21 protein-coding genes are annotated in these 25573 nt (G+C 70.9%); 11 read left to right on the top strand and 10 right to left on the bottom strand.

Annotation, left to right across the window (positions count from 1 at the left end; all coding sequences use genetic code 11):
- Positions 1-113: 113 nt before the first annotated feature.
- From AB0F40_RS11210 to malQ, 3 genes are all read left to right on the top strand, one after another.
- A complete protein-coding gene (locus AB0F40_RS11210) occupies positions 114-347 on the top strand; it encodes a PTS glucose/sucrose transporter subunit IIB (RefSeq protein WP_357466703.1) in 234 nt (77 codons plus the stop codon).
- A gap of 226 nt (positions 348-573) precedes the next feature.
- A complete protein-coding gene (locus AB0F40_RS11205; protein WP_357466701.1) occupies positions 574-1659 on the top strand; it encodes a mechanosensitive ion channel family protein in 1086 nt (361 codons plus the stop codon).
- Between the two features lie 204 nt (positions 1660-1863).
- Positions 1864-4089, top strand: coding sequence for a 4-alpha-glucanotransferase (malQ, locus tag AB0F40_RS11200; RefSeq protein ID WP_357466815.1), 2226 nt, complete (start codon positions 1864-1866; stop codon positions 4087-4089).
- Positions 4090-4174: 85 nt separating this feature from the next.
- Here malQ and AB0F40_RS11195 read toward each other — a convergent pair whose 3' ends face one another.
- A complete protein-coding gene (locus AB0F40_RS11195) occupies positions 4175-5152 on the bottom strand; it encodes a hypothetical protein (RefSeq protein ID WP_357466700.1) in 978 nt (325 codons plus the stop codon).
- A 269-nt stretch (positions 5153-5421) separates the two neighbouring features.
- On the opposite strand from AB0F40_RS11195, the gene pepN reads away from it, so the two are divergent.
- On the top strand, positions 5422-7968 hold the full coding sequence (pepN, locus tag AB0F40_RS11190; RefSeq protein ID WP_357466698.1) for an aminopeptidase N: 2547 nt from the start codon (positions 5422-5424) through the stop codon (positions 7966-7968).
- A gap of 123 nt (positions 7969-8091) precedes the next feature.
- Here pepN and AB0F40_RS11185 read toward each other — a convergent pair whose 3' ends face one another.
- On the bottom strand, positions 8092-10131 hold the full coding sequence (locus AB0F40_RS11185) for a M13-type metalloendopeptidase (protein WP_357466695.1): 2040 nt from the start codon (positions 10129-10131) through the stop codon (positions 8092-8094).
- Positions 10132-10167: 36 nt separating this feature from the next.
- Positions 10168-10542: a hypothetical protein gene (locus tag AB0F40_RS11180; protein ID WP_357466693.1), complete on the bottom strand. Its 375-nt coding sequence runs from the start codon at positions 10540-10542 to the stop codon at positions 10168-10170.
- Positions 10543-10662: 120 nt separating this feature from the next.
- On the opposite strand from AB0F40_RS11180, the gene AB0F40_RS11175 reads away from it, so the two are divergent.
- Complete coding sequence (locus AB0F40_RS11175; RefSeq protein ID WP_357466691.1) at positions 10663-11115, top strand: ribose-5-phosphate isomerase; 453 nt, start codon at positions 10663-10665, stop codon at positions 11113-11115.
- Positions 11108-12130, top strand: a complete 1023-nt coding sequence (locus AB0F40_RS11170; protein ID WP_357466690.1) for a DNA-formamidopyrimidine glycosylase family protein — start codon at positions 11108-11110, stop codon at positions 12128-12130. Before AB0F40_RS11175 ends, AB0F40_RS11170 begins: the two co-directional genes overlap by 8 nt.
- Before the next feature lie 12 nt (positions 12131-12142).
- Here the strand turns inward: AB0F40_RS11170 and AB0F40_RS11165 are convergent, their stop codons facing one another.
- Positions 12143-13459, bottom strand: a complete 1317-nt coding sequence (locus AB0F40_RS11165; protein ID WP_357466688.1) for a GNAT family N-acetyltransferase — start codon at positions 13457-13459, stop codon at positions 12143-12145.
- A gap of 62 nt (positions 13460-13521) precedes the next feature.
- Here AB0F40_RS11165 and AB0F40_RS11160 point away from each other — a divergent pair, with 62 nt between their 5' ends.
- Complete coding sequence (locus AB0F40_RS11160) at positions 13522-13977, top strand: MGMT family protein (RefSeq protein WP_357466686.1); 456 nt, start codon at positions 13522-13524, stop codon at positions 13975-13977.
- Between the two features lie 248 nt (positions 13978-14225).
- On the opposite strand, the gene AB0F40_RS11155 is transcribed toward AB0F40_RS11160, so the two are convergent.
- Positions 14226-15338: an LLM class F420-dependent oxidoreductase gene (locus tag AB0F40_RS11155; protein ID WP_357466684.1), complete on the bottom strand. Its 1113-nt coding sequence runs from the start codon at positions 15336-15338 to the stop codon at positions 14226-14228.
- Positions 15339-15438: 100 nt separating this feature from the next.
- On the opposite strand from AB0F40_RS11155, the gene AB0F40_RS11150 reads away from it, so the two are divergent.
- Positions 15439-15831: a hypothetical protein gene (locus AB0F40_RS11150; protein WP_357466682.1), complete on the top strand. Its 393-nt coding sequence runs from the start codon at positions 15439-15441 to the stop codon at positions 15829-15831.
- Positions 15832-15920: 89 nt separating this feature from the next.
- Here AB0F40_RS11150 and epsC read toward each other — a convergent pair whose 3' ends face one another.
- The 3 genes from epsC to AB0F40_RS11135 all read right to left on the bottom strand — a co-directional run bounded on the left by epsC (position 15921) and on the right by AB0F40_RS11135 (position 18768).
- A complete protein-coding gene (epsC, locus tag AB0F40_RS11145; RefSeq protein ID WP_357466680.1) occupies positions 15921-16517 on the bottom strand; it encodes a serine O-acetyltransferase EpsC in 597 nt (198 codons plus the stop codon).
- Positions 16517-17452 (bottom strand): cysteine synthase A, encoded by a 936-nt coding sequence (gene cysK / locus AB0F40_RS11140; RefSeq protein WP_357466678.1) that lies wholly within the window; start codon positions 17450-17452, stop codon positions 16517-16519. Before cysK ends, epsC begins: the two co-directional genes overlap by 1 nt.
- A gap of 551 nt (positions 17453-18003) precedes the next feature.
- On the bottom strand, positions 18004-18768 hold the full coding sequence (locus AB0F40_RS11135; protein WP_357466676.1) for a lytic polysaccharide monooxygenase auxiliary activity family 9 protein: 765 nt from the start codon (positions 18766-18768) through the stop codon (positions 18004-18006).
- Positions 18769-18917: 149 nt separating this feature from the next.
- Between AB0F40_RS11135 and AB0F40_RS11130 the strand changes: the two genes are divergently transcribed.
- Both AB0F40_RS11130 and AB0F40_RS11125 read left to right on the top strand, forming a co-directional pair.
- Positions 18918-19481 (top strand): GNAT family N-acetyltransferase, encoded by a 564-nt coding sequence (locus tag AB0F40_RS11130; RefSeq protein ID WP_357466674.1) that lies wholly within the window; start codon positions 18918-18920, stop codon positions 19479-19481.
- 114 nt (positions 19482-19595) lie between these two features.
- On the top strand, positions 19596-19937 hold the full coding sequence (locus AB0F40_RS11125; RefSeq protein ID WP_357466673.1) for a nuclear transport factor 2 family protein: 342 nt from the start codon (positions 19596-19598) through the stop codon (positions 19935-19937).
- Positions 19938-20144: 207 nt separating this feature from the next.
- Here the strand turns inward: AB0F40_RS11125 and AB0F40_RS11120 are convergent, their stop codons facing one another.
- Positions 20145-20741: a hypothetical protein gene (locus tag AB0F40_RS11120; protein WP_357466671.1), complete on the bottom strand. Its 597-nt coding sequence runs from the start codon at positions 20739-20741 to the stop codon at positions 20145-20147.
- A gap of 72 nt (positions 20742-20813) precedes the next feature.
- Positions 20814-21653 (bottom strand): 23S ribosomal RNA methyltransferase Erm, encoded by an 840-nt coding sequence (gene erm, locus AB0F40_RS11115; RefSeq protein WP_357466669.1) that lies wholly within the window; start codon positions 21651-21653, stop codon positions 20814-20816.
- A 320-nt stretch (positions 21654-21973) separates the two neighbouring features.
- Here erm and AB0F40_RS11110 point away from each other — a divergent pair, with 320 nt between their 5' ends.
- On the top strand, positions 21974-25513 hold the full coding sequence (locus AB0F40_RS11110; protein WP_357466668.1) for a family 43 glycosylhydrolase: 3540 nt from the start codon (positions 21974-21976) through the stop codon (positions 25511-25513).
- Positions 25514-25573 lie beyond the last annotated feature (60 nt).

Here is a 25573-nt window from a genome sequence, read left to right as displayed (position 1 = left end):
GTCGTGTGAAACGCAGTCTCATGTGATCGATTCGACAGCAGCGCGGGCGAAACGCTTGCCAGCACCGCTAGGCTGGTCATAGACCTGCAGCGCCGCACGGTGGGAGTTGAGACATGACCAAGGCTGACCAGATCCTTGCCGCACTCGGAGGGATCTCGAACGTCGTCGAGCTGGAGCCGTGCATCACTCGGCTCCGGGTCGAGGTGAGCGATCCGTCCCTCGTGGACGAGCCCGGGCTGAAGTCGTCCGGTGCGTTCGGCGTGGTCCGGTCCGGCCGGGTGGTCCAGGTGATCGTCGGGCCGGAGGCGGACCACCTCGCCGCGGAGCTCGAGACGCTCAGGGTGTGACGCAGGCTCCCGGGACGAGGTCTCGGGAGCAGGCCGACGCCGGGCTCGATGCTGAACCCGGCAGCATGGCCGCGCGGGCCTGGGGTAACAGGGCCCGTGACCGGCCTCACGATCCGGTTGCCGCACCTGACCACGAGGCGAACGCCGTGTGAAGGTCGCGCAGGAGTCCCTCGCACCTGCCCCGAGATGTCCGATCCGGCTCCCGGACCCGAGTAGATTTGCCATCGTGTTCGAGTCTCTTGCTGCCTCCGTCTTCGACAGTGCCGAGGGTTTCTGGTCCTGGTTCCTGGACATCCCCCTGAAGGTCATCCTGACCATCGTGATCGGGATGATCGCGATCTACATCCTGCGGCGCGTCATCACCTCTCTCACCGAGCGCATCGCCATCGGCCAGAAGCCACGGGATGTCGAGCGCACGGCCGACTCCGCCGCCACGGCCGACCCCGCGGCTGCCGCCACGGGTGCCGCAGCCGCCGCGACGGAGGCCCCCGGCACCACGACGGGTGCCGTGCCGAGCAGCGCACCCGTCGCGGACGCCAAGCGGCGCCGCAAGAACATGCTGATGTCGCCGCAGGCCTTCGCCGACGCCCTGAACGCGGCCAACCCGCGGGCCGCCGAACGGCGCGCCCAGCGCGCCCGCACCGTGGGCTCGGTGCTGAACTCGTCGGTCAACATCGTGGTCGGCACCCTCATGGCGCTCTACATCCTGCAGACACTCGGACAGCCCATCGGGCCGCTGCTCGCCGGTGCCGGTGTCGTGGGCGTCGCCATCGGCTTCGGCGCGCAGAGCCTGGTCAAGGACTTCCTCTCCGGCATCTTCCTGCTGATCGAGGACCAGTTCGGCGTGGGCGACATCGTCGACCTCGACGGCGGCGTGGTCGGCACCGTCGAGGCGATGGGCCTGCGCCTCACCCAGGTGCGCGCGTTCGACGGCACGCTCTGGTACGTCCGCAACGGCGAGATCCTGCGCGCGGGCAACAGCACGCAGGAGTGGAGCCGAGCTGTGGCGTCGGTGCAGGTCCCGCTCGGTACCGACGTCGACGTCGTCCGGGCCGCCCTGGGCCGCGCCGTGGACCGGGTGAAGAACGACCCCGAGGTCGCCGACAGCCTCCTGGAGACGCCGTCCGTGCGCGGCGTCGACGCGGTGGACCGCATGGGCCTGACGTTCACGCTGCACGCGCAGGTGCGTCCCGCCCAGCAGTGGCTCGTCGCCCGGTCGCTGCGCGTGGCGGCCCACGCCGCCTTGCTCGACGCCGGTGTGGTCCTGGCGACCTCTACGGTCCCGTACGAGGATGGCCCCGCCGGTGCCTGACCTGGCAGGGGCCAGAGCCGGTACGTGGTCGGCAGGACGTCGCATGATCGGCAGCTCGGAATGCCGATGATCTGACGTCTTGCCGACCACACGGGCTCCGCGGCCGAGCAGGGCGATGTCTGCGGTCAATTCGTCGGACACGCCCGCGTTGCGCCCGGTGAGCGCCGGTTGATGGCAGGATCTTTCCTTGTGACCGACGAACCGATGCCCGGACCCACCGGAGACGGCTCTACCGTGCCGCCGGAGCTGGCCGAGCTGGCGACCGCCCACGGCGTGCAGTGCGAGTACACCGACCACGACGGCCGCGTGCAGCAGGTCAGCCCCTCGACGATCGTCGCGGTGCTGGAGGCGCTCGACGTACCGGCGTCGACCCCTGCCGCCGTCACCGCGAGCCTGGACCGGACCCGCGACGACGACTGGCGCTCGATGCTGCCGCCGACCGTCGTGCTCCGGGAGGGTGCCGAGGTGCAGGTTCCCGTGCACGTCGCGGACGGTACGCCTGCGACCGCGTGGGTCGAGCTCGAGCAGTCCGACCAGCCCGTCGTGCCCGCGAGCGCCACCCCGTGGCGCGTGACGGCACCGCAGGCCACCGCGACGGGCTCGTTCGCGACGGTACGGGGCACACGGGTCCAGCTGCGCCAGGCGGACGTCCACACCGAGCCGCGCACCGTCGACAGCCGCAAGGTCGGCCGGGCGACGTTCACCGTCCCCGCCGACCTGCCGCTCGGCTGGCACACGCTGCACGCCGAGTCCGGCGGGACGACGGCGCAGGTCCCGCTGGTCGTCACGCCCGGGCGGCTGGAGCTGCGCAAGAAGATCGCCCGCAAGCAGGCCTGGGGCTTCATGGTCCAGCTCTACTCGGTGCGGTCGCGGGACTCGTGGGGGATGGGCGACCTCGCCGACCTGGGGGACCTCGCCTGGCAGACGGCGCACAACGGCGGCGCCGAGTTCGTGGGGATCAACCCGCTGCACGCCACCGAGCCCGTGACGCCGCTGACGCCGAGCCCGTACCTGCCGACGTCGCGCCGGTTCATGTCGCCGCTGTACATCCGCGTCGAGGACATCCGTGAGACGGCGTACCTCTCTGCCGCTGACCGGTCGCTCGTGGAGTGGGCCGCTGAGCCCGTCCGTGAGCTCTCCGAGGACTCCGGGCCGATCGACCGGGACGCCATCTGGGAGGCGAAGAAGGCGGCGCTCGAGGTCGTGTACACGGCGCCGCGGTCGGCGGCACGGCAGACGGCGTTCGACGAGTTCGTGCTGGCGCAGGGCAAAGGGCTGGTCGACTTCGCGACGTGGTGCGCCATCACGGAGCACCTGGACGGGCGGGACTGGCCGACGGAGCTCGCCGATCCGGGCTCGTCGGGCGTGACCACGCTCCGCAACGCCCTGTCGGAACGGGTCCAGTTCTACTGCTGGCTCCAGTGGGTGGCGGACGAGCAGCTGCGTGCGGCGCACCGCGCGGGGCTCGACGCCGGCATGCGGCTGGGTCTGCTCAAGGACCTCGCCGTCGGCTCGGCGCCCGACGGCGCGGACGCCTGGGCGGACGCCGGTGTGCTGGCGCAGGGCGTGTCCGTGGGCGCCCCGCCGGACATGTACAACCAGCAGGGCCAGAACTGGACCCAGCCGCCGTGGCACCCCCGTGCGCTCGCGAAGGCGGGCTACGCGCCCTACCGGGAGCTGCTGCGCACGGTGCTGCGGCACTGCGGCGCGCTGCGCATCGACCACGTGCTCGGCCTGTTCCGCCTGTGGTGGATCCCGGGCGGGGCGCGCGCGTCGGCCGGCGCGTACGTCACCTACGACCACGAGGCCCTGATCGGCATCCTGTGCCTGGAGGCGCAGCGTGCCGGGGTCGCGGTCATCGGCGAGGACCTGGGCACGTTCGAGCCCTGGATCCGCGACTACCTGGAGGAGCGCGGCATCCTGGGCACCGCGGTGCTGCTCTTCGAGCGGGACGCCGCGGGGGCGCCCGTCGAGCCGGAGGCGTACCGCCGGGCGGCGCTGGCCACCGTGACCACCCACGACCTGCCGCCGACGGCCGGCTATCTCGCGGGCGAGCACGTGGACCTGCGCGAGCGGCTCGGGCTGCTCACCGAGGAGGCGACGGTGCTGCGCGGGCGTGCGCGTGCGGAGCGTGAGTCGCTGGTGGAGGCGTTGTCCCGCCGTGGGCTGACCACGTTCGACCCGTCCGAGCGCGAGCTCGTCGAGGGTCTGCACCGCTACCTCAAGGACACGCCGTCCGCGCTGGTCGGCGTGTACCTGACCGACGCGGTGGGGGAGCGGCGCACGCAGAACCAGCCCGGTACCGACGCCGAGTACCCGAACTGGAAGGTGCCGCTGGCCGACTCCGCCGGCACCGTGGTGATGCTGGAGGACCTGTTCAGCAACGCGCGCCTGCGCTCGCTGGTGACTGTGATGAACGAGGAGGAGTAGTCGCTCGTTGAGTGCTGGCTATTTGTCGCCGCAGAGCCTGTGTGACGACAAATAGCCGGCACTCAACAAACCAGGAGTCGGGGGGTCAGGCCGCGCCGATGCCTGCCTTGGCGATCGAGAAGCCGGCACCGGTCGCGTCGGCGACGCACGTCATGCCGGTCCGCTCGCTGGAGCACGTGAAGCCGTGGGCCTTCTTCTGCGTCTCGTACTTCAGGACGGCCGTGTTCTTACCGGCAGGCTTGGGCTGGTCCTTCTTGCTGACGCAGGGCTGCGTCACGTTGCCGCTGGGGTCGACCTTCGCCACGTAGCCGGACGCACCGTCGCACGACGCGTCGGGCGCGGGCTTCTGGTCGAGCTTGGCGATGCCACACGTGGCGGCGTCCGCGGAGATGGTGCACGTGATGTTGTGCGACGGCGCGGCGAACGTCTCGACGCCGGGTCCGCCGGCGGTCTCCAGCCCCTCCTCGGGCTCCGGCTCGGCGGACTGCTCGACGGCGGGTGTCTCCCCGGCCGCCGGAGTCTCTTCGGACGAACCCAGAAGGTTCACCGCGAACACGATCGCCGCGACCACGAGCAGCACGTCCAGAGCGATGAAGAGGATCCAGCCAGGGCTCAGCTTCTTCTTGCGCTCGGGCTCGGGCGGGTACCCGCCGGGCGGCGTCGCGTAGACGGGCTGCCCGTACTGGTCATAGCCCTGCGGCGGGTACTGCTGGGGCGGGTACTGACCGCCGGGCTGCGGCTGCTGGGGCTGCTGCTGGCCGTAGCCCTGCTGGCCGTAGCCCTGCTGGCTGTAGCCCTGCTGGGCGTAGCCCTGCTGGGCGTAGCCCTGCTGGTACTGCTCGGGGTAGTACTGCTGCGTCCCCGGGTCCCCGCCACCGTTGTGGATGTGGACCGACTGCACGACGGGGGCGCCCGGCGCGGCGGGCGCGGGTGTCACGGCCTGCGCGAACTGGTTCGCGGGCGAGATGGCAGGTGGCCTGCGGCTCGTCGTGGACACGCGCTGCACCGGTGCCTGCTGGGCGGGCGTGGGCGCGGTGGGCGGGTCCTGATCCTGGGTCGGCATACCCGGGTCCTCGTCGGGCCATCCGCCTGGCGGCGGTGGCGGCGGCACTGTGCCGGACATCAGGCAACTCCCTCAGCTCAAATCGGTCGGTCGGGGCGACCGCGGTCGATCGTACACAAAGGCGTTACTCGCTGTTACTCCTGCGTGGCATGATCGACGAGTCGTCGCAGGTAGTTCACAGACCGGACGACAACCCAACCGAAGAGGCGCGCCCGTCGGGCGTGCGGGGCGTCTTTCGCCGCCCCCGAGAAGACAGACGTGGAGGGCCTGTGCCCGGAGAGAACCTGACCCGCGCCGAGGCGGTCGAACGAGCCGGCGTCGTATCGGTCGAGTCGTACGAGATCGCGCTGGACCTGACCACCGGTCCGGAGACTTTCGCGTCCGCCACGACTGTACGTTTCACCGCGACGGAGGGCGCCTCGACCTTTGTCGACCTGGTCGCGCCGTCGGTGAGGTCCGTGGTGCTGAACGGTCGCGAGCTGGACCCGGCGGCGGTGTTCGCCGACTCCCGCATCATCCTGGAGGGGCTGGCCGCCGACAACGAGCTCGTCGTCGTCGCCGACTGCGGCTACACGAACACCGGCGAGGGGCTGCACCGCTTCGTGGACCCGGTGGACGGCGAGGTGTACCTCTACACGCAGTTCGAGGTGCCCGACGCGCGCCGCGTGTTCGCCTGCTTCGAGCAGCCGGACCTCAAGGCCACCTTCCAGTTCACGGTGACCGCGCCCGCCGCCTGGCAGGTGGTGAGCAACGAGCCGACGCCGGAGCCGGTCGCCGCGAGCGAGGGCGACGTCGCCACCTGGACGTTCGAGCCCACCGGCCGCATCTCCACGTACATCACGGCGCTCGTCGCCGGCCCGTACGCGGTGGTCCGCTCGTCGCTGACGTCGTCGGACGGCCGGGAGATCCCGCTCGGCGCGTTCTGCCGCAAGTCGCTGTCGGCGCACTTCGACGCCGACTACATCTTCGAGAAGACCCGCCAGGGCTTCGAGTTCTACGAGTCCACGTTCGGCGTGCCGTACCCGTTCACCAAGTACGACCAGCTGTTCGTGCCCGAGTACAACATGGGCGCCATGGAGAACGCGGGCTGCGTGACCTTCACGGAATCGTACGTGTTCCGCTCCAAGGTGACCGAGGCGGTGCGCGAGCGCCGCGTGGTGACCATCCTGCACGAGCTGGCGCACATGTGGTTCGGCGACCTGGTCACCATGAAGTGGTGGAACGACCTGTGGCTCAACGAGTCGTTCGCGGAGTACGCCTCCACGCTCGCCACGGCCGAGGCCACCGAGTGGGACGCCGCCTGGACCACGTTCTCCGCGATGGAGAAGTCGTGGGCCTACAAGCAGGACCAGCTGCCGTCCACGCACCCGATCGTCGCCGAGATCAAGGACCTCGAGGACGTCCAGGTCAACTTCGACGGCATCACGTACGCCAAGGGCGCCTCGGTGCTCAAGCAGCTCGTGGCCTGGGTGGGGCGCGACGCGTTCATCGCGGGCGTCTCGGCGTACTTCCGCAAGCACGCGTGGGGCAACACCGAGCTGCCCGACCTGCTGGTCGAGCTGGAGGCCACCAGCGGCCGCGACCTCAAGGCTTGGTCGAAGCTCTGGCTGGAGACCGCCGGCGTGAACACCCTGCGCCCGGTCATCGAGACGGACAGCCACGGTCGCATCATGTCGTTCGTCGTCGAGCAGACGGCGCCCGCCGAGTGGCCCACGATCCGCCCGCACCGCCTCGGCATCGGCTGCTACAGCCTGTCGGACGCCGGCGAGCTCGTGCGTACGCACTTCGTCGAGGTCGACATCGACGGGCCGAGGACGGACGTGCAGGAGCTCGTCGAGCTCGACCGCCCTGCGCTCGTGCTGCTCAACGACGAGGACCTCGCGTACGCGAAGATCCGCCTCGACGCCGCGTCGCTGCGCGTCGCGCTGGACCACCTGGCCGACATCGCGGACCCGCTGGCCCGGTCCCTCGTGTGGGGCTCGGTCTGGGACTCGGTGCGCGACGGCGAGGTCCCGGCCTCGGAGTACGTGCGCCTCGTGCTCGGGAGCATCGCCCGTGAGACCGAGTCGACCACGCTGCGCACCACGCTCAACCAGATGGTGCTGGCGACCAAGCAGTACGTGGCGCCGTCGGCCCGGGCGGCGACGCTCGCCGAGGTGGGCGACACCCTCTGGACGCTCGTGGGCGACGCCGCCGCCGGCTCGGACACGCAGTTCCAGCTGGTGAAGTTCTTCGCGCACGTGGCCTCCACGCCGACGCACGTGGCGACGCTGTCCGGGCTGCTCGACGGCTCGATCGCGCTCGACGGGCTGGAGATCGACACCGACCTGCGGTGGGAGCTGCTGGAGGGTCTCGTCCTCAACGGCGCCGCCGGTGACCAGGAGATCGACGCGACGCTCGCCGCGGACGACACGGCCACGGGCCGCCAGTCCGCCGCCCGTGCCCGGGCCGCCAAGCCGACGGTCGAGGGCAAGCTGGCCGCCCTGTCGTCCGTGGTGGACGCCGACGTGCCGAACGCGATCATCCGGAACACGGGCCTCGGGTTCGTGCACGTGAACGACCCGGCCGCGCTGGCCGACGTCGTGCAGCCATACCTGGACGCTGTGCTCAAGGTGTGGAACGAGCGGACGTACCACATCGCCGAGGAGGTCATCGAGGGCTTCTACCCGGCGCCGCTGGCCTCCGCGGAGCTCCAGGACGCGACGAGCGCCTGGCTGGACCGGAACGCGGACGCCGCCCCGGCCCTGCGCCGGCTGATCGTGGAGGCCCTGGCGGGCACGCAGCGAGCGCTGAAGGCCCAGTCGGCAGACTCCTGACCGCTGGCCGGGCCGGCCGCCCGGCTCTCTCACCTTCGAGGCCTAAGTTACTTCGCTCTGAGCCGTCTCAAAGCGAAGTAACTTAGGCCTCGAAGGTGATTGGGCGATGCCCCGGGGATCGGGCTACCAGATGCGGACTCGGTCCTCTTCCGGGAGGTAGAGGGCGTCGCCCGGGTTGACGTCGTAGGTCGCGTAGAACTCGTCCACGTTGCGCACCACGCCGTTGCAGCGGAACTCGTTGGGGGAGTGCGGGTCCGTCGCGAGACGGCGCAGCACCTCCTCGTCCCGGCCCTTGGACTGCCAGACCTGCGCCCAGCCCAGGAAGATCCGCTCCAGCGCCGTCAGCCCGTCGACGACCGGCGCCTCGTCCAGCGGCTTGCCGAGCGCGATCCGGTACGCCTTGAGCGCGATCGACAGGCCACCGAGGTCGCCGATGTTCTCGCCGATGGTGAGACCGCCGTTGACGTGCACGTCCTCGACGGCACCGTCCTCACCCTCGGGGGTACCGGCGGCCGCGCCGTCGCTGCCGGCGGCTGCCGCCGCGAGCTGCGCCGGACGGAACTGGTCGTACTGCGCGACCAGTGCGCTCGTGCGCTTCTCGAACTCGGTGCGGTCTGCGTCGGTCCACCAGTCCTCGAGGCGGCCGTCGCCGTCGTACTTGGAGCCCTGGTCGTCGAACCCGTGCCCGATCTCGTGCCCGATGACGCCGCCGATCCCGCCGAAGTTCACGGCGTCGTCGGCCTCGGGGTCGAAGAACGGCGGCTGCAGGATCGCCGCGGGGAACACGATCTCGTTCATGCCCGGGTTGTAGTACGCGTTGACGGTCTGCGGCGTCATGAACCACTCGTCGCGGTCCAGGGGCTTGCCGATCTTCGCCAGCTCGTAGTCCTGGTCGAACGCGTTGGAGCGCCGGACGTTGCCCACCAGGTCGGCGGCGTCCACCTCGAACCCGGAGTAGTCCCGCCACCGCACGGGGTACCCGACCTTCGGCGTGAACTTCTCGAGCTTGGTCAGGGCCTTGGCCTTGGTCTCGTCGGTCATCCAGTCGAGCCCCTGGATGGACTCGCGGTAGGCGACCACGAGGGCGTCAACGAGGCGGTCCATCTTGGCCTTGTTCGCCGGCGGGAAGTGCCGCGCGACGTACTCGGAGCCGACTACCTCGCCGAGCGCCCCCTCCACGAGCGCGACGCCCCGCTTCCAGCGTTCGCGCACCTCCTGCGCGCCGGTGAGGGTCCGGCCGTAGAAGTCGAAGTTGGCCTCGACGATCGGGTCGGTCAGGTACGGTGCCCGCGCGCTGATCACGTGGTACGTCATCCAGAGCTGCCAGTCCAGCACCGACAGCTCGCGCCACAGGTCGGCGAAGCCGGTCGCGAAGCCGGGCTCGCGCACCACGAGGTGGTCGAACCCGCCGTCGGGCACGCCGAGCGCCTCGGCCCAGGCCACCCAGCCGAAGCCGGGCGCCGACGCGACGAGGTCGGCCAGCGTCATCGGGTTGTAGGTGAGGGTGGCGTCGCGGTCGCGCACCACGTCCCAGTGATGGGCGGCGAGCCGCTTCTCGAGGTCGAAGACACGGCTGGCGGCGTCGTCGGAGGAGATGCCCCAGGTCTCGTGGACCTTCGCGAAGCGCAGCATCCTCGCCACGTGCGGCAGGTACTTCTTGCGGATCGGGGCGTACTGGTCCTCGCGGTAGTACGCCTCGTCGGGCAGGCCGAGCCCGGACTGCCGCAGGTAGACGACGTACTTCTCCGGGTCGGTAGCGTCGTTGTCGACCCAGAAGCGCAGGCCGGCGGTGCCGCCCGTGCGCTGTAGGGTACCCAGCGCCCGGGTCAGGGCCGCCATGTCGCGGGCCCCCTGGATCAGCGCGAAGTCCTCGGCCAGCGGTGCGGTGTCGAGCTCGGCGATCCGGTCGGTGTCCATGAAGCTCGCGTACAGGTCACCGATCTTGGAACCGGTCGGCGCGTCCTGGATGATCTCGCGGACGTGCACCTCTGCCTTGTCGTAGAGGTCGCGGAAGGCGCCGTCCATGGCGCGGTCGGCGGGGATCTCGTGTGAGTCGATCCACCGCCCGTTCACGTGGCGGTACAGGTCGTCCTGCGGGCGGGTTGCGGGGTCGAGCGCGTCGAGGTCGATGCCCGACGTGAGACCCGTGGCGTCGGTGGTCATTGCGCCAGGGTACGCAACGAGTCCTCGGCCGGAACATCAACGATCCGCGCGGCTGCGGTAGTAGGTCTTGCTCGACGGCAGGAAGAGGCACACGGTGCTCGCGATGAGGAACGGAAGCCCCAGCAGCATGCTGGCCTGGAAGCACACGAGAGCGATCACGTACTGGAAGACGACCCGTCCCACCTGCCGGGTCCCCGGTCGGACCCAGAGCGACACCACGAGCGCTGCCAGGACGAGCGGCAGGACCACGCTGGTGAACGGGCGGTAGTACCAGAGGTCGCCAGGTATCGAGTCGATGAGATATGCGCCGGCGGACAGCAGGCCGAGCACGCCCGCGGCGATCACGGTCCCTGGCATCCTCTGCGTGGACCGGGGCTCCTGGCGCTCGCTCCCGGGTGGCGAGTCGTACATGGCGGATCCTCTCTCGTCGGACGATGTCGGCGGCGTGACGTCCCGGCCACGATGCCAGCGCTGCTCCGGGACCCCTCCCGGTCGGCGGTCGCACATCGTCGGATGAGGGAAGATGGTGCCATGCGCCTGCACATCGCCGCCGACCACGCCGGGTACGACCTCAAGCAGCACCTGGTGCAGCACCTCACCACCGCCGGCCACGAGGTGATCGACCACGGAGCCCATGAGCTCGACCCCCTGGACGACTATCCCGCCTTCTGCATCTCCGCCGGCGAAGCCGTCGTCGCCGAGCCGGGCTCGCTCGGCATCGTGATCGGCGGCTCGGGCAACGGTGAGCAGATCGCCGCGAACAAGGTCACCGGCGTCCGCGCCGTCCTCGCCTGGTCGCTCGACACCGCGAAGCTGGGCCGCCAGCACAACGATGCGAACGTGATCGCGGTGGGCGGCCGCATGCACTCGCCGGAGGAGGCGACGTCGTTCGTGGAGGCGTTCGTGGCCGAGCAGTTCAGCGGCGACGAGCGGCACCAGCGCCGCATCGACCAGCTCGCCGACTACGAGAGCAAGCGTGCCTGAAGGCCACACCGTCCACCGCATCGCGCGGACGTTCGCGTCGCTGTACGCCGGGCAGGTCCTGCGCGTGAGCAGCCCGCAGGGGCGGTTCGCCGACGGCGCCGCCGTGCTCTCGGGGCGTCGGCTGGTGGCGAGCGAGGCCTGGGGCAAGCAGCTCTTCCTGGGCTTTGAGCCCGCCGACGTGTCAGACGCTGAGGTCACCCGTGCGACGTCGGCTTCTGACCTGTTGTGGCTCCGCATCCATCTCGGGTTGTACGGAGCGTGGACGTTCGCGGGTGCCCCGGACGCGCCCGAGGTGGCCCACGCGATCGGCGCACCCCGCAAGCGCATCGGCGAACGGGAGACGACGGCGCCGACCGGCGGCGGCTCGACCAGCGGCGGTGCGTGGGTGGTGCCGGAGCCGCGAGGGCAGGTGCGGGTGCGGCTGCTCGGCGACCACGCCGTCGCCGATCTCACCGGCCCAACGGCCTGCGAGGTCATCACTCCGGAGGAGAAAGGCGCGGTCGAGGCGCGGCTCGGCCCCGACCCTATCCGGGACGACGGCGACGTCGAGGCCTTCGTGGCCCGGGTCGGCCGGTCGCGGGTCACGATCGCGCAGCAGCTCATGGACCAGTCGGTCATCTCGGGAGCGGGGAACATCTACCGCGCCGAGGTCCTCTTCCGGGCCGGCGTCGACCCGTTGCGGCCCGGCCGCGACGTGCCCGCCGCGGTGCTCCGCGCGATCTGGGACGACCTCGTGGTCCTCATGCGCGACGGCGCAGACCGGGGCGCGATCGTCACGACGCGTCCGGAGGACCGCGGGTCTCGACAGGCTCGACCTCCGCAACAGGAGCGACCGCCGGGAGCCGGAGGCAGGACGCGGCAGAACACCGACGGCACTCCGGGTGCGGTGCCTTCCGACGAGGCGTTCTACGTCTATCACCGGGACGGGCTCCCGTGCCGCCTGTGCGGGACACCCGTGCTGGTCAAGGAGCTGGCCGGCCGCAACCTGTTCTGGTGCGAGACCTGCCAGACCTGACTCCTCGGCATGTCAGAACACCCAGGATGCTCCCGGGGCGATCGGCCAGCCGAACGCGGTGCTCGCGCTCGCCAGCGGGCTCCGGCGCTGTCCCGGGCGACGATGCACGGTGACGAGGCCCGCGGCCGCCAGCACCGCGAGCGACTTGCCGCCGAGGTAGACGGCGCCCAGCTCGCGCACGTCGAGCGACAGCTCCGGGGCGTCGAACTCCGGGTCGACGCGCTCCACCGACGCCGGCCCGAACGCCTCCGCCTGCAGCCGGTAGACGCCGCCGTTGGCGGGCAGCCGGGCGTCGGTCACGGCGAGCGTGACGTCGACGTCGGCCGCGTACTGGCGTCCGGCGAGCGCGGCGCCCACATCGACCAGCCGGACCCAGAGGTTGTCCGGGGTCCGCGGCGCCGCGGCCCGCAGATTCACCAAGAGCTGCGTGACGACGTCGTCGACGGGGAGGATGAACGGGCTGACCTCGTTCGTCAGGTCGAGATCGAGCAACGCACCCCACAGGGCGCGGGCTGCGGCGCCGTCGGCCGCGACCACCTCGCCGGCGCTGACGTGCCCCCGAGCGCCGGTGGGCTCCCACGTGAGGGAGCGTCGGAACGTCACGTAGCCCCGCGGCTCGCCGTCGAGCTCGGCGATCAGGATGCGCCGGGACTCGCGTCCGCCGCGCTGGCCGGGAGTGTCGTCCCAGTGCACGGCCTGCAGGGCCGCGGTCTCGCGCGTGACCCAGCCCGGACGGTTGATTCCGGGAACGCCTGACGGGGCGACGCCGGCGGCGCGGTGCAGGCGGTCGACCAGGTCGCCGTGGCGCTCGCGGGTGGCCACCTCGACCCGGACGGTGTGCAGCTCGGCGCCCGGCACGTCGCGCAGGGCGGCGCCGCGCGGTACGTCCAGGCGCAGGTCGTCGGCGGCATGGCCGTAGCCGAACCGGCCGTAGATCGCGGCCTCGGCGGCGAACAGGGCGCTGAGCGGCTCGCCCCGCTCGGCGGAACGCGCCAGGTGCAGGTCGATCATCGCCGTCAGCAGGCCGCGACGGCGGTGCTGGGGGTGCACGCCCACCCAGGTCAGCCCGGCCGTCGGCAGCTCGGCACCTGGCACCGGGAAGTGCTCGAACGGGTACGACGCGTGCAATGCGACGAGCCCCTCGGATCCGTCCGCCTCGATCCCGATCGTGCGGTCCCAGGCCAGGGGCGACGGAGCGGCGTCGAGGTCGTCGTGGGACGTTCCTGACGGGAACGCCCAGGTGTCCAGCTCGGTCACGAGGCGGCGGTCGTCCGGCGTCAGGGTGCGCCAGCGATATCCGGCGGGCAGGGCCGTCTGGGGAAGTGCCATGGTGCGATCGTCGCACTCACGGCAAGGGATTTCCGCCGGGCCGACGCGTCTACCATCGCATCGTGACCGACTCGCCGCCCGGACCCCAGCTCACCGACGTCGACGAGTACGCCGCCGCCGTGCTCGACATCGTGCGGCGCATCCCGTCCGGCCGAGCCATGACGTACGGGCTGATCGCGGAAATCGTGGGCGAGCGGCTCGGCCGCGGCGGACCGCGCCAGGTCGGGAGTGTCATGGCCGGGTCCGGGGACCGGTACGCACACCTCGTACCGGACGACGCCGATGCCGACGCCGACGACGCACCACCGCCGGACGGCGAACGTGTCGCGTGGTGGCGCGTCGTCAACGCCGCGGGCTCACCGCCCCAGCACCACCTGACCGAGGCCCTGGACACGTTGCGTGCCGAGGGCTGTCCGCTCTCCCGGGACGGGCGCCGCGTGAACCTGCGGCGTGCGGTCTGGTTTCCCGACGACGAGCCGTCGGGCGACGAGCCGCCCGACGGTGAGGTGCGCCCCTGACGAGGGTGCCAGCGGGGCTGAAGAACGTTCACCTCACGTAGGTGTAGTTCACCCTCGCCGAACTGTTCAGTTCAACTGGCGAACCTGGTACTCAGGTGAACGCTATTCACGCCTCCTAGCACCCACTGAACGAGCACTACGTGACCCATGGAGCGCGCGGGAGCCACCACGGCCGCACGGCCCTCGTTGAGTGCTGGATATTTGTCCTCTCAGCGCCCGAAACAGGGCGAATATCCAGCACTCAACGGTCAGACCTTGGTCGGGGCGAGCTTCGCGAGGAGGGCGGACGCCGTCCGGCGGGTGCGGCCCGCCGGCGTGCTGTCCTGCGACGCCGACAGCAGCGCCAGCATCGAGGCCGGGTCACCCTGCACGAGCATCGTCGTGATCGCCGTGCTCTCCCAGGTCGGCAGCTCGCGGCGGATCTTGTCGACCGGCCCGACCAGCGCGATCTCCTCCACGAGCTGGGTCGGTACGGCCGCGGCCGCCTCGTCCTTGCGCCCGGCGAGGAACAGCTCCTGCACCTTGTCGAGCGGCTCCTTGTAGCCGAGCCGGTCGAGCGACTGCTTGTGGAAGTTCGCCTCCTTGGCGCCCATCCCGCCCGCGTACAGGGCGATGTGGGGGCGGATGACGTCGGCGGCGGCCTCGACGTCGTCCCGCACGACGACGGGGACGGTCGCCGCGACCTCGAACCCGCCGGCCGGTGAACGCTCCTCGGACCGCACGTCGAAGCCCTCGGCGAGGAGCGCCCGGAACTCGTCGTCCATCCGGGGGGCGTAGAAGCCGGCCATCCAGCCGTCGGCGATCTCGGCGGCGAGTGCCACGTTCTTGGGGCCCTGCGCTGCCAGCACGATCGGGATCTCGGGGCGGAACGGGTGCACCGTCGGCTTGAGGGCCTTGCCGAGGCCCATCGCCCCGGGTGCCTCGGCGGACAGCGGCAGCTGGTAGAAGGAGCCGTCGTGGGTCACGGGAGCCTCGCGGCGCATCACCTGCCGCACGATGTCGACGTACTCGCGCGTGCGGGCCAGCGGCCGCTTGTACGGCTGGCCGTACCAGCCCTCGACGACCTGCGGCCCGGAGGCACCGAGCCCGAGCACGAACCGGCCCTTGGACAGGTGGTCCATCGTGAGGGCCTGCATGGCGGTCGCCGTCGGCGTGCGGGCCGAGAGCTGGGCGATGCCGGTGCCCAACCGCACGTTCTTGGTGCGGGAGCCCCACCAGGCCAAGGGGGAGAAGGCGTCGGAGCCGTAGGCCTCCGCGGTCCAGACCGAGTCGAGGCCGAGCCGGTCGGCGGCCTGGATGAACTGCTGGATGCCCTTGGGGGGCTTGCGGGACCAGTAACCGGTCTGAAATCCGATGCGCATGGGGGTCACCTCGTCGTGGGAACGTCATACCTGAGACGACGCGTCCCAGGTACTGCCACACCCTACCGGTCTCTTCGGGCGCCTTGAGTACCGTGGGGGAGTGGCCACCTACGACGACGTCGCCCGGCTCGCCCTCGCGCTGCCCGAGAGCACCGAGGGCACGAGCTACCGACACCGCGCCTGGTCCGTGGCGGGCAAGAGCTTCGCGTGGGAGCGGCCGTTCAGCAAGGCCGACCTCAAACGCTTCGGCGACGAGCCCGTCCCGACGGGCCCGATCCTCGGCGTCATGGTCGAGGACCTCGAGGAGAAGGAAGCCGTCCTGGCCGAGGCGCGGCCGGGGTTCTTCACGATCTCGCACTTCGCCGGTTTTCCGGCCGTGCTGGTGCAGCTCGACGTCGTGGGCGAGGACGTGCTGCGGGAGGCCCTGGTCGATGCCTGGCTCGCCAGGGCGCCCCACGCACTGGCTGAGGAGCACGCGGACCGCTTGCGCTGAGCGGAGCAGAGTGGTCGGCAAAACGTCAGGAGATCGGCAGCCCGAGCTGCCGATCTCCTGACGTTCTACCGACCACACGGGCCGTCGGCTCAGATCACGTACTCGATGAGCTCCGACGGGTCCTCGTTGCGAGGGCGGTCCGCCACCGGCGCGTTCGGGACCCGGATCCGCGCGGGAATCCCCACCGCGACGGCTCCGGCGGGTACGTCCTTCACGACGACGGCGTTGGCGCCGATCTGCACGTCGTCACCGACCCACACGGGGCCCAGGATCTTCGCGCCGGCGCCGACGGTCACCCGGTCGCCGAGGGTCGGGTGCCGCTTGCCCCGGTTGAGCGACCGGCCGCCCAGCGTGACGCCGTGGTAGAGCATGACGTCGTCGCCCACCACCGTGGTCTCGCCGATCACCACACCCATCCCGTGGTCGATGAACAGCCGGTGCCCCAGCCGGGCGCCCGGGTGGATCTCGATCCCGGTCGCCGCCCGCGCGAGCTGCGAGAGCAGCCGCGCGGGCAGGCGCATGGTCGGTACCCGCCACAGCCGGTGCGCCGCGCGGTAGGCCCAGAGAGCGTGCACGCCCGGGTAGGCGAGGGCGACCTCCAGTCGGGACCGCGCGGCGGGGTCGTGGGCGCGCGCGGCGTCAAGGTCCTCGGCGAGGACCTGGAACAGCCCGCGCACCCCCGTCATCAGTCGACCAGGCCCTCGAACAGCGGGGTGGACAGGTAACGCTCGCCGAAGTCGGGGATGACCACGACGATCGTCTTGCCCGCGTTCTCCGGCCGCTTCGCGACCTCCAGGGCGGCGGACAGCGCGGCGCCCGACGAGATGCCGACGAGCAGGCCCTCCTCCTGGGCGGCGCGGCGCGCGAACTCGATGGCCGAACCGACGTTCACGTCGAGGACCTCGTCGTACACCTTGGTGTCGAGGATCTCCGGCACGAAGTTGGCGCCGAGGCCCTGGATCTTGTGCGGGCCGGGGGCGCCGCCGTTCAGGATGGGCGACTCCTCCGGCTCGACCGCGACGATCTTGACGTCGGGCTTGCGCTCCTTGAGCACCTGGCCCACGCCGGAGATGGTGCCGCCCGTGCCGATGCCGGCCACGACGATGTCGACGGCGCCGTCCGTGTCGGCCCAGATCTCCTCGGCGGTGGTCTCGCGGTGGATCCGCACGTTGGCCTCGTTGGCGAACTGCCGGGCCAGGACGGCGCCCGGGCGGTCCGCGGCGATCTTCTCGGCCGCGGCCACCGCGCCCTTCATCCCCTCGGGTCCCGGCGTCAGGATGAGCTCGGCGCCGTAGGCACGCAGCAGGGCGCGACGCTCCTTCGACGCCGTCTCCGGCATCGCCAGGACGACCTTGTAACCGCGGGCAGCGCCTACCCAGGCCAGGGCGATGCCCGTGTTGCCTGAGGTGCCCTCGACGATCGTGCCACCCTCCTTCAGCTCACCCGAGGCCACGGCGGCGTCGATGATGGAGACGCCGATGCGGTCCTTCACTGAGTTGGCCGGGTTGTAGAACTCGAGCTTGGCCAGGACGGTGGCCTCAAGGCCTTCGGTCAGCTTGTTGAGCTTGACGAGCGGCGTGTTGCCGATCAGCTTGGTCGCGTCGTCGTAGATGCGGGCCATTGTTCTTCCTTCGCTGTGTGGCGGGTATGGCGGGTGTGGCTGGCAGGGATCGTGCTTGTCCGACGTCGTCCCGGGGCCGTGCGAACGTGTGCCTCGGTGCTGGCGTGGAGCGTCTGTGGCTGTGTCGGGGCCGGAGCATCGCGCTGGCGCCTGGCCACGCTCGGCGGTGCCGGCGTGGTCGGACGCGAAGACGGACGCTCTACAGACAGCCTCGGGGGCAGCAGTCGGTTACGCACATCCAGTGCGTGGCGACCCGGAAGGACGAGGTGGGGAGTGCGGAGCGCACGGTGCTCAAGACGTCCTCCCTGCGTGGGGCGGCCGAGTGGCCGCGCGGCTGCTGTTCCAGGCGAGCGAACCGCCCGCCTGGTGCAGATTACGTGGGGAACGACTCTGAGACAAGATCTGTCTCAGGTATCGATCATGTCGATACTTCGGGCGGTCGCCGAGCGGCCCGCAACGGGTGCTGATCCCGCCGGACGCCGCGTCGGCCCCGGCCCACTGAAGGGTCGAGGCCGACGGGTGGCTCAACGGTGCTCAGGGCCGTGTTCCGATCAGGCGGCGACCTGGCCGAGGCGACCGACCGGGGCCGCCGTCGTCCCGACCGTGGCGCCGGTCGTGTCGGACTCGGCTGCCGCGCCGCCGATGTTGATGTCCGAGCACAGGTAGTACGGCTGGTCGAGGTGGGAGGCCTGCCAGATCGTGTACAGGACGGCCCGCCCGCTGCGCCCGGACAGGTTGACGTCGGTCTCGTACGTGCCCTGCGCCGGGTACGCGCCGGTCTCCTTGACCAGCTGGACGTCGTCCCAGCCGAGTGCCTCCGTCGTCGGGTCGAAGCCTGGCTCCGACACATAGATGCGCAGGTAGTCGGCGCCGTGCTGCGCCTGGTCGGTCAGGGTGAGGTGGAACTGCTGCGGAACGTCCTTGGCGATCCACGCGCCGGGGGTGTCCATGTAGTCGTACCGCGGCAACTGGGTGCGTCCGCCCGAGCAGAGCTGGCCGTTCGGGATGACCGCCTCGTGGTTGCCGCCCACGTTCTCCCGGTACAGGCCGTTCCAGTTCCACATGGCGTTGGGGTCGTGCTGCCAGGCTCCCCAGCACATCGGGTCGAGGTCGGCCATCTCCGGGTTGAGGTGGTCGTCTCCCCAGCGCTCGAGGCATCCGTAGTTGCGGGTGGGCGGGTCGGTCACCGACCCGTGGGCGGCTGCCGGGGGCGCGGTGACGGTGTCCGCGGCGACCGCCGCGACCATGGCGAACGGAGCGACCAGCGCCGCGGTGACGGCCAGCGTGAGACTGCGCTTGTGCGCACGGATGGACATGGGTTCCTCCAGGTGCTCGGCGGGTGCGCCTGGCGGAGCCCGCCACGGCGCGTGCAGGAACACTGTGCGGAGGCCGTCCGGGCGAAAACTACCTGGTGAAACGATTAGAGTTCGGCCACGGTCAGGACGCGGTCAGGGGAGGAACGGGCATGGTGAACGGGCTGCGGATCCGCGAGGCGTCCGCCCAGGACGACGCCGTCGTGCTCGAGCTCATGACGGAGTACATGACGTGGGCGCTCGCGACGTTCGAGCGCACGTACGGCTTCGCGATGTCCGGCGACGCACAGCACACGGCCGAGGCGCTGGACCGCTTCCGCCGGCCGGGCGGGGTGATCGCGCTCGCCGAGGTGGGCGGTTCTGAGGTGGGCGGTTCTGGGTTGGGTAGGGCCGAGGTCGGCGGTTCGGCGGTCGGGGTAGCGGCCCTGCGGATACAGGACGACGGCGCCGTCGAGATCAAGCGGATGTTCGTGCGCCCGGACCATCGCGGTACGCACGCGGGTTCCGCGATGCTGGACTGGCTGCTGGAGCTGTCCCGCGACGGCCTGCGGGCGCCGACGGTCCGGCTCGACAGCAACCGCTTCATGCGCGAGGCCCACCGGCTCTACGAGTCGCGCGGGTTCACGGAGCGCCCGCCCTACGAGGGCTCCGAGATCCCCGCGGAGCTGCAGCACCTCTGGCGGTTCTACGAACTCCGGCTCCTCGGCGCGTCGTAGGTCTACGCCCGGCGTCGGGCACGCGGCACGCTCACCAGGGGAGGATCGCCGAGCCCTGGTTGGCGGGGCGAACTGTGCTTAAGGTCGAGGAGACCGAACGCCTTGGAGGCTTGTATGGCTGTCAACGACCCGCCCGCCGTCGTCCCACCCGTCATCCAGGATTTCATCGACGCCACGAACGCGGCCGACACCGAACGATTCGTGGCCACCTTCACGGACGACGCCTACCTGAACGACTGGGGGCGTGAGTTCCACGGCCCCGACGGCGTCCGGAGCTGGAACGAGACCGACAACATCGGGATGCAGAGCCAGTTCGAGCTGATCTCCGTGCTGCCCGGGTCCGCGCACGGCGAGTACACGGCGAACATCAAGGTGACGAGCAACCGGTTCAACGGGACCGGGCCGTTCAGGTTCGAGTTGCGGGACGGGAAGATCTCGAGCCTGGTCCTCAGCTGACGCCCGCCTCGGTGGGATCCGGTCGAGGTGGTCCGCAGGGCGAGTCCGGGGTGAGTCCGGGGTGAGTCCGGGTGAGTCCGGGTGAGTCCGGGTGAGTCCGCTTCCAGAATGCGCTTGGGCATGGGAACGCTGCGGAATCCGTGCCTGAGTGCATCCTGGAAGCGGACCTTCAGAGCGGAACGGGTACGTGTTCGGACCGACGCTCGCTCACCACATCGCCACCTCGGCTCCCAGCTCCAGCCCCTCAGCGGTCGCCTGCGCCGACGAGATCTCGACCGGGCTCTCGCCCTCGGGGAACTCCACGCCCTCGGCGAGCTGGTCGAGCTCGGCGACGTCGAGCTGTTCCGCCAGCGTGTCCACCGGGAGCGTGAGCCCGCCGAGCTGGACGCTGTCCGCCCGCAGCACGGCTCGGCCATCCTCGGCCGCCACGGACAACAGCACGTCGACGGTCTGCTCGGTCCCCGCGACGGTCAGCGGCAACCGGGCGACCAGGCCGTCCGACGCCGGCGTGACCTCCACGTCGGTTAGGTCGGTGGCCTCGCGCGCGGCGTCGCTGAGGGCCTGGGCCGGCACCTCGACCCGCAGCGTGGCTCGTCCGGTAGCCACCTGCCAGAGGGCCGGGGTGTCGTCCCGGGCGACCGACATCCCGGGTGGCAGCTCCGCCGCCGCGCTCTCGATCCGGTCGTCGATGATGTAGCGCAGGACGACCTCACCGAGCACGCCGAGAACGACAAGCCCACCGACCACCGAGGTGACAGCGACGATCCAGCGACGGCGGGGGCGGCGAGGTGCGCTCTCAATCATGGCCCCATTCGACAGCACCGACATGACGATTCGCTGAAAATCACGTGATAGCCCTGGTCAGCTCGGTGCAGATCACCGGACGGCCATGCGGTACGCCCCCACCCAGGCCCCGGCGTCCAGGTCACGAGGCAGCGCGTTCGGCCCGACGCCGTGCTCGCGCGCCCACCGCCGGACGTCGCCCCGTGCGAGCCCGTGCCGCACCAAGATCTCCTGGAGGCCACGGCCGCGTCCGTTGAACACGGCCGCCGCGAAGCGCTGATAGGCGCGCTGCTCGCGCGGGGGCAGCAGCGGGTCCGCCCGGCGGTCGATCACGAGCAGGCCGGCGTCCACGCTCGGCCGCGGCCGGAACGCCCCGGCGGGGATGCGGCGGTCCAGGCGGGGCGAGAACCACGGCCACCACTGGGCGGTCAGGAGCGTCGCGCCCCCGACGGCGGCGCGCTTGCGCGCGACCTCCCACTGCGTGATGAGCACGGCGCGCTGCCAACCGGTCAGCGTGAACAGGCGTCGCAGCACCGGGGTGGTCAGGTGGAACGGCACGTTGCACACGAGATCGTAGGGGGCCGACGGCGGCGCGTGGCGCAGGATGTCGCCCCTCGTCACGGTGACGTTGCCGGGGGCGACGCGGCCCAGCCGGCCGACCGAGCGCGGGTCGATCTCGACCGCCTCGAGCGGGCGGCCCAGCCGGGCGAGGGGCAGGGTCATGGCTCCGCGGCCGGCGGCCCATTCGACCAGGGGGCGGTCGCCGTCGGCGACGAGCCTGACCACCCGGTCGACGACCTGCCGGTCGACCAGGAGGTTCTGGCCCAGCTCATGGGCTCCGCCCGGCAGGTCGTGGAGGCGCGCCGCACCCTCGGCCGAGGCGGTGCGTGCGGAGTTTCGGGCAGGGGTACGTGAGGAATGGTCGCGCGACATGGTGTGCTCCGGAGGTCGTCGGTACTCGAGTTCCGGGCAGCACAAGAGCGCCGCCCGGCGGGAGCCGGCGGCGCGGGGCACGCGCTGGGTGTGAGTGTGCGTTCCGCGCCGCTAGCGGGCGGAACGCTCTCTGATCATCACGTTCATGGTCACGTTCATGGTCATGGCACTCATCGCGGCCGACCCTACGAACGAGCCCCGGAGCGCGCCAGGTTTTTCCGCCCGGAGGCCGCCGCGGATCTTCTGGGAGGGCTTGACAGGGTGATCCGCCGATGGTCGTATAACGCCACTGTTAACGTTCACATTCTCGCGAGGTCACCGTGCAAAGAAGCACCAGTCCGTCCCGGCTGCCCCTCCGTACGGTCGCCGTCGGCGCCGTCGTGGCACTGCTCGGGAGTCTCTTCCCGCTCCTTCCAGCAAGCGCCGCGACGTCCCAGGAGACGTCCGCCGCCCCGGAGATCACGATGTCCGAGACCACCACCGCCGCCGCCGGCTCGGACGCGCAGTCCGAGGCCGACGCCGCGGCAGCCGCGCTCAGCGTCGTCCACGCCGACGACGTCCGCGGCCACCTGACCCTGCCGTCGTCCGGCCTGGACGGCGCGGCGGTGAGCTGGGCGTCGTCCGACCCCGCCGTCGTCGCGACCGACGGCATCGTCCGACGTCCCGCGCACGGCGCGGGGGACGCGCGGGTCACCCTGACCGCTACCGCCGACGTCGGCGGTGCGACCGCGACCCGCGAGATCCCCCTCACCGTGCGGGAGCAGCCGGCCGCCGCGCCGTACGAGGGCTATGCCTTCAGCTACTTCACCGGGAACTCGGTCGCCGGCGAGAAGATCTACTTCGCGGCGAGCCGCGGCAACGACGCCCTGACATGGGACGAGCTCAACGATGGGCAGCCCACGCTCGAGTCGACCGAGGGCACGCTCGGCCTGCGCGACCCGTTCCTGATCCGCTCGCCCGAGGGCGACCGCTTCTTCCTGATCGCCACGGACCTGTCCATCGGCCGTGACGGCGACTGGGACGCCGCGCAGCGGCAGGGCAGCAAGTACCTGGAGATCTGGGAGTCCACGGACCTGATCAGCTGGTCCGAGCAGCGGCACGTCAAGGTCTCGCCCGACAACGCCGGCAACACCTGGGCGCCCGAGGCGTACTGGGACGAGTCGCTCCAGCAGTACGTCGTCTTCTGGGCGTCGAAGCTGTACGCGGAGGACGACCCCGACCACACCGGCAGCGCCTACAACCGGATGCTCTACGCGACCACTCGCGACTTCGTGACGTTCAGCGAGGCGAAGATCTGGCAGGACCGCGGCGAGTCCCGGATCGACTCCACGGTCATCAAGGAGAACGACACCTACTACCGCTTCACCAAGGACGAAGGGGGCGGCGGGACCGGCTGCTCCGACATCATCCAGGAGAAGTCGGCGACGCTGACCGCCGTCGACCGGCCGGGTGACCCGGCGTGGGAGTTCATGGACGCCTGCATCGGCCGCGACGCCGGCACCTCCGCCGTCGAGGGTCCGACCGTCTTCGAGGCCAACCCTGGCGACACCTCCGGATCGCCGTACTACCTGTTCGTCGACGAGTACGGCGGCCGCGGCTACATCCCGCTCGGCACGGACGACCTCGAGAACCCGGACTGGCAGGTCGCCCCCGACTACGACCTGCCGGCCAGCCCGCGCCACGGCACCGTCATCCCGGTCACGGCGACCGAGCTCGCCGCGCTGCGCGAGGGCATAGTGGTCCCGGAGGAGCCCACGCCCGTCGTCGCCGACGAGAACGGCCTGGTCGCGCAGTACGACCTCGACGAGTCCTCCGGCACCGTCGCCACGGACAGCACCGGCCACGGGTACGACGGCGTCGTCAGCGGGGACGCCACCTGGGCCGACGGCGCGCTGGACCTCGGCGGCACCGACGGCCACGTGCAACTGCCGAACGACATGATGGCGGGGCTCGACGCGATCACCGTCTCGACGGAGGTCTGGCTGGACCCGGCCCAGGCGACGCCGTACTTCATCTGGGGCCTCGGCAACACGGACGGCGCCGGCGTCGGCAACGGCTACCTGTTCACGACCGGCAACAGCTACCGGACCTCGATCGCTACCGGGAACTGGAGCACCGAACAGACAGTGACCTCCGGGTCGGCGCTGCCCCGCGGGGCCTGGAAGACGCTGACGTACACGCTCCAGGACGGCACCGCCACGCTCTACCTCGACGGCGTCGAGGTAGGCAAGAAGACCGGCGTCACGATCGAGCCCGGCGACATCGGTGACGGCCGGACCACCGCCAACTACATCGGCCGGTCCAGCTACACCGCCGACAAGTACCTCCAGGGCAAGGTGCGCGACTTCCGCATCTACAACCGGGCCCTGCCGGCCGACGAGGTCCGGGAGCTCGGGGCGGACCCGACCGCCATCACCGGTGTGGAGCTCGACAGCCTCAAGGTCCCGGCCGTGATCGACGCCGCGACGTCGACCGTGACCCTGCCGGTCACGCCCGGCACCGACCGGACGGCGCTGGAGCCGGCCTTCGAGGTCGTGTCGACGTCGACGGTCTCGCCGGAGCCGACGGGCCCGATCGACCTGTCGGCACCGAGGACGTTCACGGTCACGGCCCAGGACGGCGCGACGCGGGCCTGGACGGTGCGTGCGGTCGAGATGCGGTCGCCGGTCCTGCCCGGCCTGTACGCCGACCCGAACATCGCGAAGTTCGGCGACTACTACTACCTCTACGTGACCACCGACGGCGTCGCGGGCTGGGGTGGCAAGGACTTCTACGTCTGGAAGTCGAAGGACCTGGCCGACTGGGAGCGCTCGGACGAGCCGTTCCTGACCCTCGACGGCGAGAACGGCAACGTGCCGTGGGCCAGCGGCAACGCCTGGGCGCCCACCATCATCGAGCGCGACGGCAAGTACTACTTCTACTTCTCGGGCCACAACCCGAGGTACGACCGCAAGACCATCGGCGTCGCCGTGGCCGACAGCCCCGAGGGGCCGTTCACCGCGCAGCCGGAGGCGATGATCCTCAACAACGAGGCGGTGACGTCCGGCCAGGCCATCGACCCGGCCGCGTTCGAGGACCCGGAGACCGGGAAGTTCTACCTGTTCTGGGGCAACGGCGGACCGTCGAACGGACCGGTCTACGCCGAGCTGAGCGACGACATGCTCTCGATCAAGCAGGACACGCTCCAGCGGATCAGCGGCCTCCCCGACTTCCGCGAGGGCCTCTTCCTCAACTACCGCGACGGGCTCTACCACCTGACCTACTCGATCGATGACACCGGGTCCGCGAACTACCGGGTCGGCTACGCCACGGCCACCAGCGTGCACGGACCGTGGACCTACCGCGGCGTCATCCTGGAGAAGGACCCGAGCCAGGGCATCCTCGGGACCGGGCACAGCTCGATCATCCAGGTGCCAGGCACCGACGAGTGGTACATCGCCTACCACCGGTTCGGGATGCCGGGCGGCGACGGGACCCACCGGGAGACCACCATCGACCGGCTGACCTTCAACGACGACGGCACGATGAACGACGTGGTGCCGACGCTCACGAGCGTCGACCCGCTCACCTACGACGGCGAGCAGCCGGATTCGGTGCGCCCGCCGAAGGTGCGGGGCAAGGCGGCTGTCGGCGGCACCCTGGCCGGGACCCCCGGCACATGGGACAAGGACGGGCTGACGTTCAGCTACCAGTGGCTGCGGGACGGTGAGCCGGTGGCCGGCGCGACCCGCCAGACGCGACGGCTGACGAGCGCCGACGTCGGGCACCGGATGTCGGTCGAGGTGACGGCGTCGCGTCCGGGTGCGTTCCCGGGCGTCGCGGTCTCCGCGGAGAGTGCCACCGTGAGGGCGAAGCGGTAGCGAAGGCCTGCGGCCCTGACTCGGCGTACACCGGTCCGTTCGACGGTCCGCCGTTGCCCC

This window comes from Promicromonospora sp. NPDC023987, from assembly GCF_040639055.1.
GTDB lineage: Bacteria > Actinomycetota > Actinomycetes > Actinomycetales > Cellulomonadaceae > Promicromonospora.
Note: the sequence above shows the minus strand (reverse complement) of the source record. Positions and strands in the feature narration are given on the sequence as shown.

Coding starts and splice junctions, on each gene's coding strand:
- AB0F40_RS11210 (WP_357466703.1), top strand. CDS start 114: ATGACCAAGGCTGACCAGATCCTTGCCGCACTCGGAGGGATCTCGAAC.
- malQ (WP_357466815.1), top strand. CDS start 1,864: ATGCCCGGACCCACCGGAGACGGCTCTACCGTGCCGCCGGAGCTGGCC.
- AB0F40_RS11195 (WP_357466700.1), bottom strand. CDS start 5,152: ATGCCGACCCAGGATCAGGACCCGCCCACCGCGCCCACGCCCGCCCAG.
- AB0F40_RS11185 (WP_357466695.1), bottom strand. CDS start 10,131: ATGACCACCGACGCCACGGGTCTCACGTCGGGCATCGACCTCGACGCG.
- AB0F40_RS11180 (WP_357466693.1), bottom strand. CDS start 10,542: ATGTACGACTCGCCACCCGGGAGCGAGCGCCAGGAGCCCCGGTCCACG.
- AB0F40_RS11175 (WP_357466691.1), top strand. CDS start 10,663: ATGCGCCTGCACATCGCCGCCGACCACGCCGGGTACGACCTCAAGCAG.
- AB0F40_RS11165 (WP_357466688.1), bottom strand. CDS start 13,459: ATGGCACTTCCCCAGACGGCCCTGCCCGCCGGATATCGCTGGCGCACC.
- AB0F40_RS11155 (WP_357466684.1), bottom strand. CDS start 15,338: ATGCGCATCGGATTTCAGACCGGTTACTGGTCCCGCAAGCCCCCCAAG.
- epsC (WP_357466680.1), bottom strand. CDS start 16,517: ATGACGGGGGTGCGCGGGCTGTTCCAGGTCCTCGCCGAGGACCTTGAC.
- cysK (WP_357466678.1), bottom strand. CDS start 17,452: ATGGCCCGCATCTACGACGACGCGACCAAGCTGATCGGCAACACGCCG.
- AB0F40_RS11135 (WP_357466676.1), bottom strand. CDS start 18,768: ATGTCCATCCGTGCGCACAAGCGCAGTCTCACGCTGGCCGTCACCGCG.
- AB0F40_RS11130 (WP_357466674.1), top strand. CDS start 18,918: ATGGTGAACGGGCTGCGGATCCGCGAGGCGTCCGCCCAGGACGACGCC.
- AB0F40_RS11125 (WP_357466673.1), top strand. CDS start 19,596: ATGGCTGTCAACGACCCGCCCGCCGTCGTCCCACCCGTCATCCAGGAT.
- AB0F40_RS11120 (WP_357466671.1), bottom strand. CDS start 20,741: ATGATTGAGAGCGCACCTCGCCGCCCCCGCCGTCGCTGGATCGTCGCT.
- erm (WP_357466669.1), bottom strand. CDS start 21,653: ATGTCGCGCGACCATTCCTCACGTACCCCTGCCCGAAACTCCGCACGC.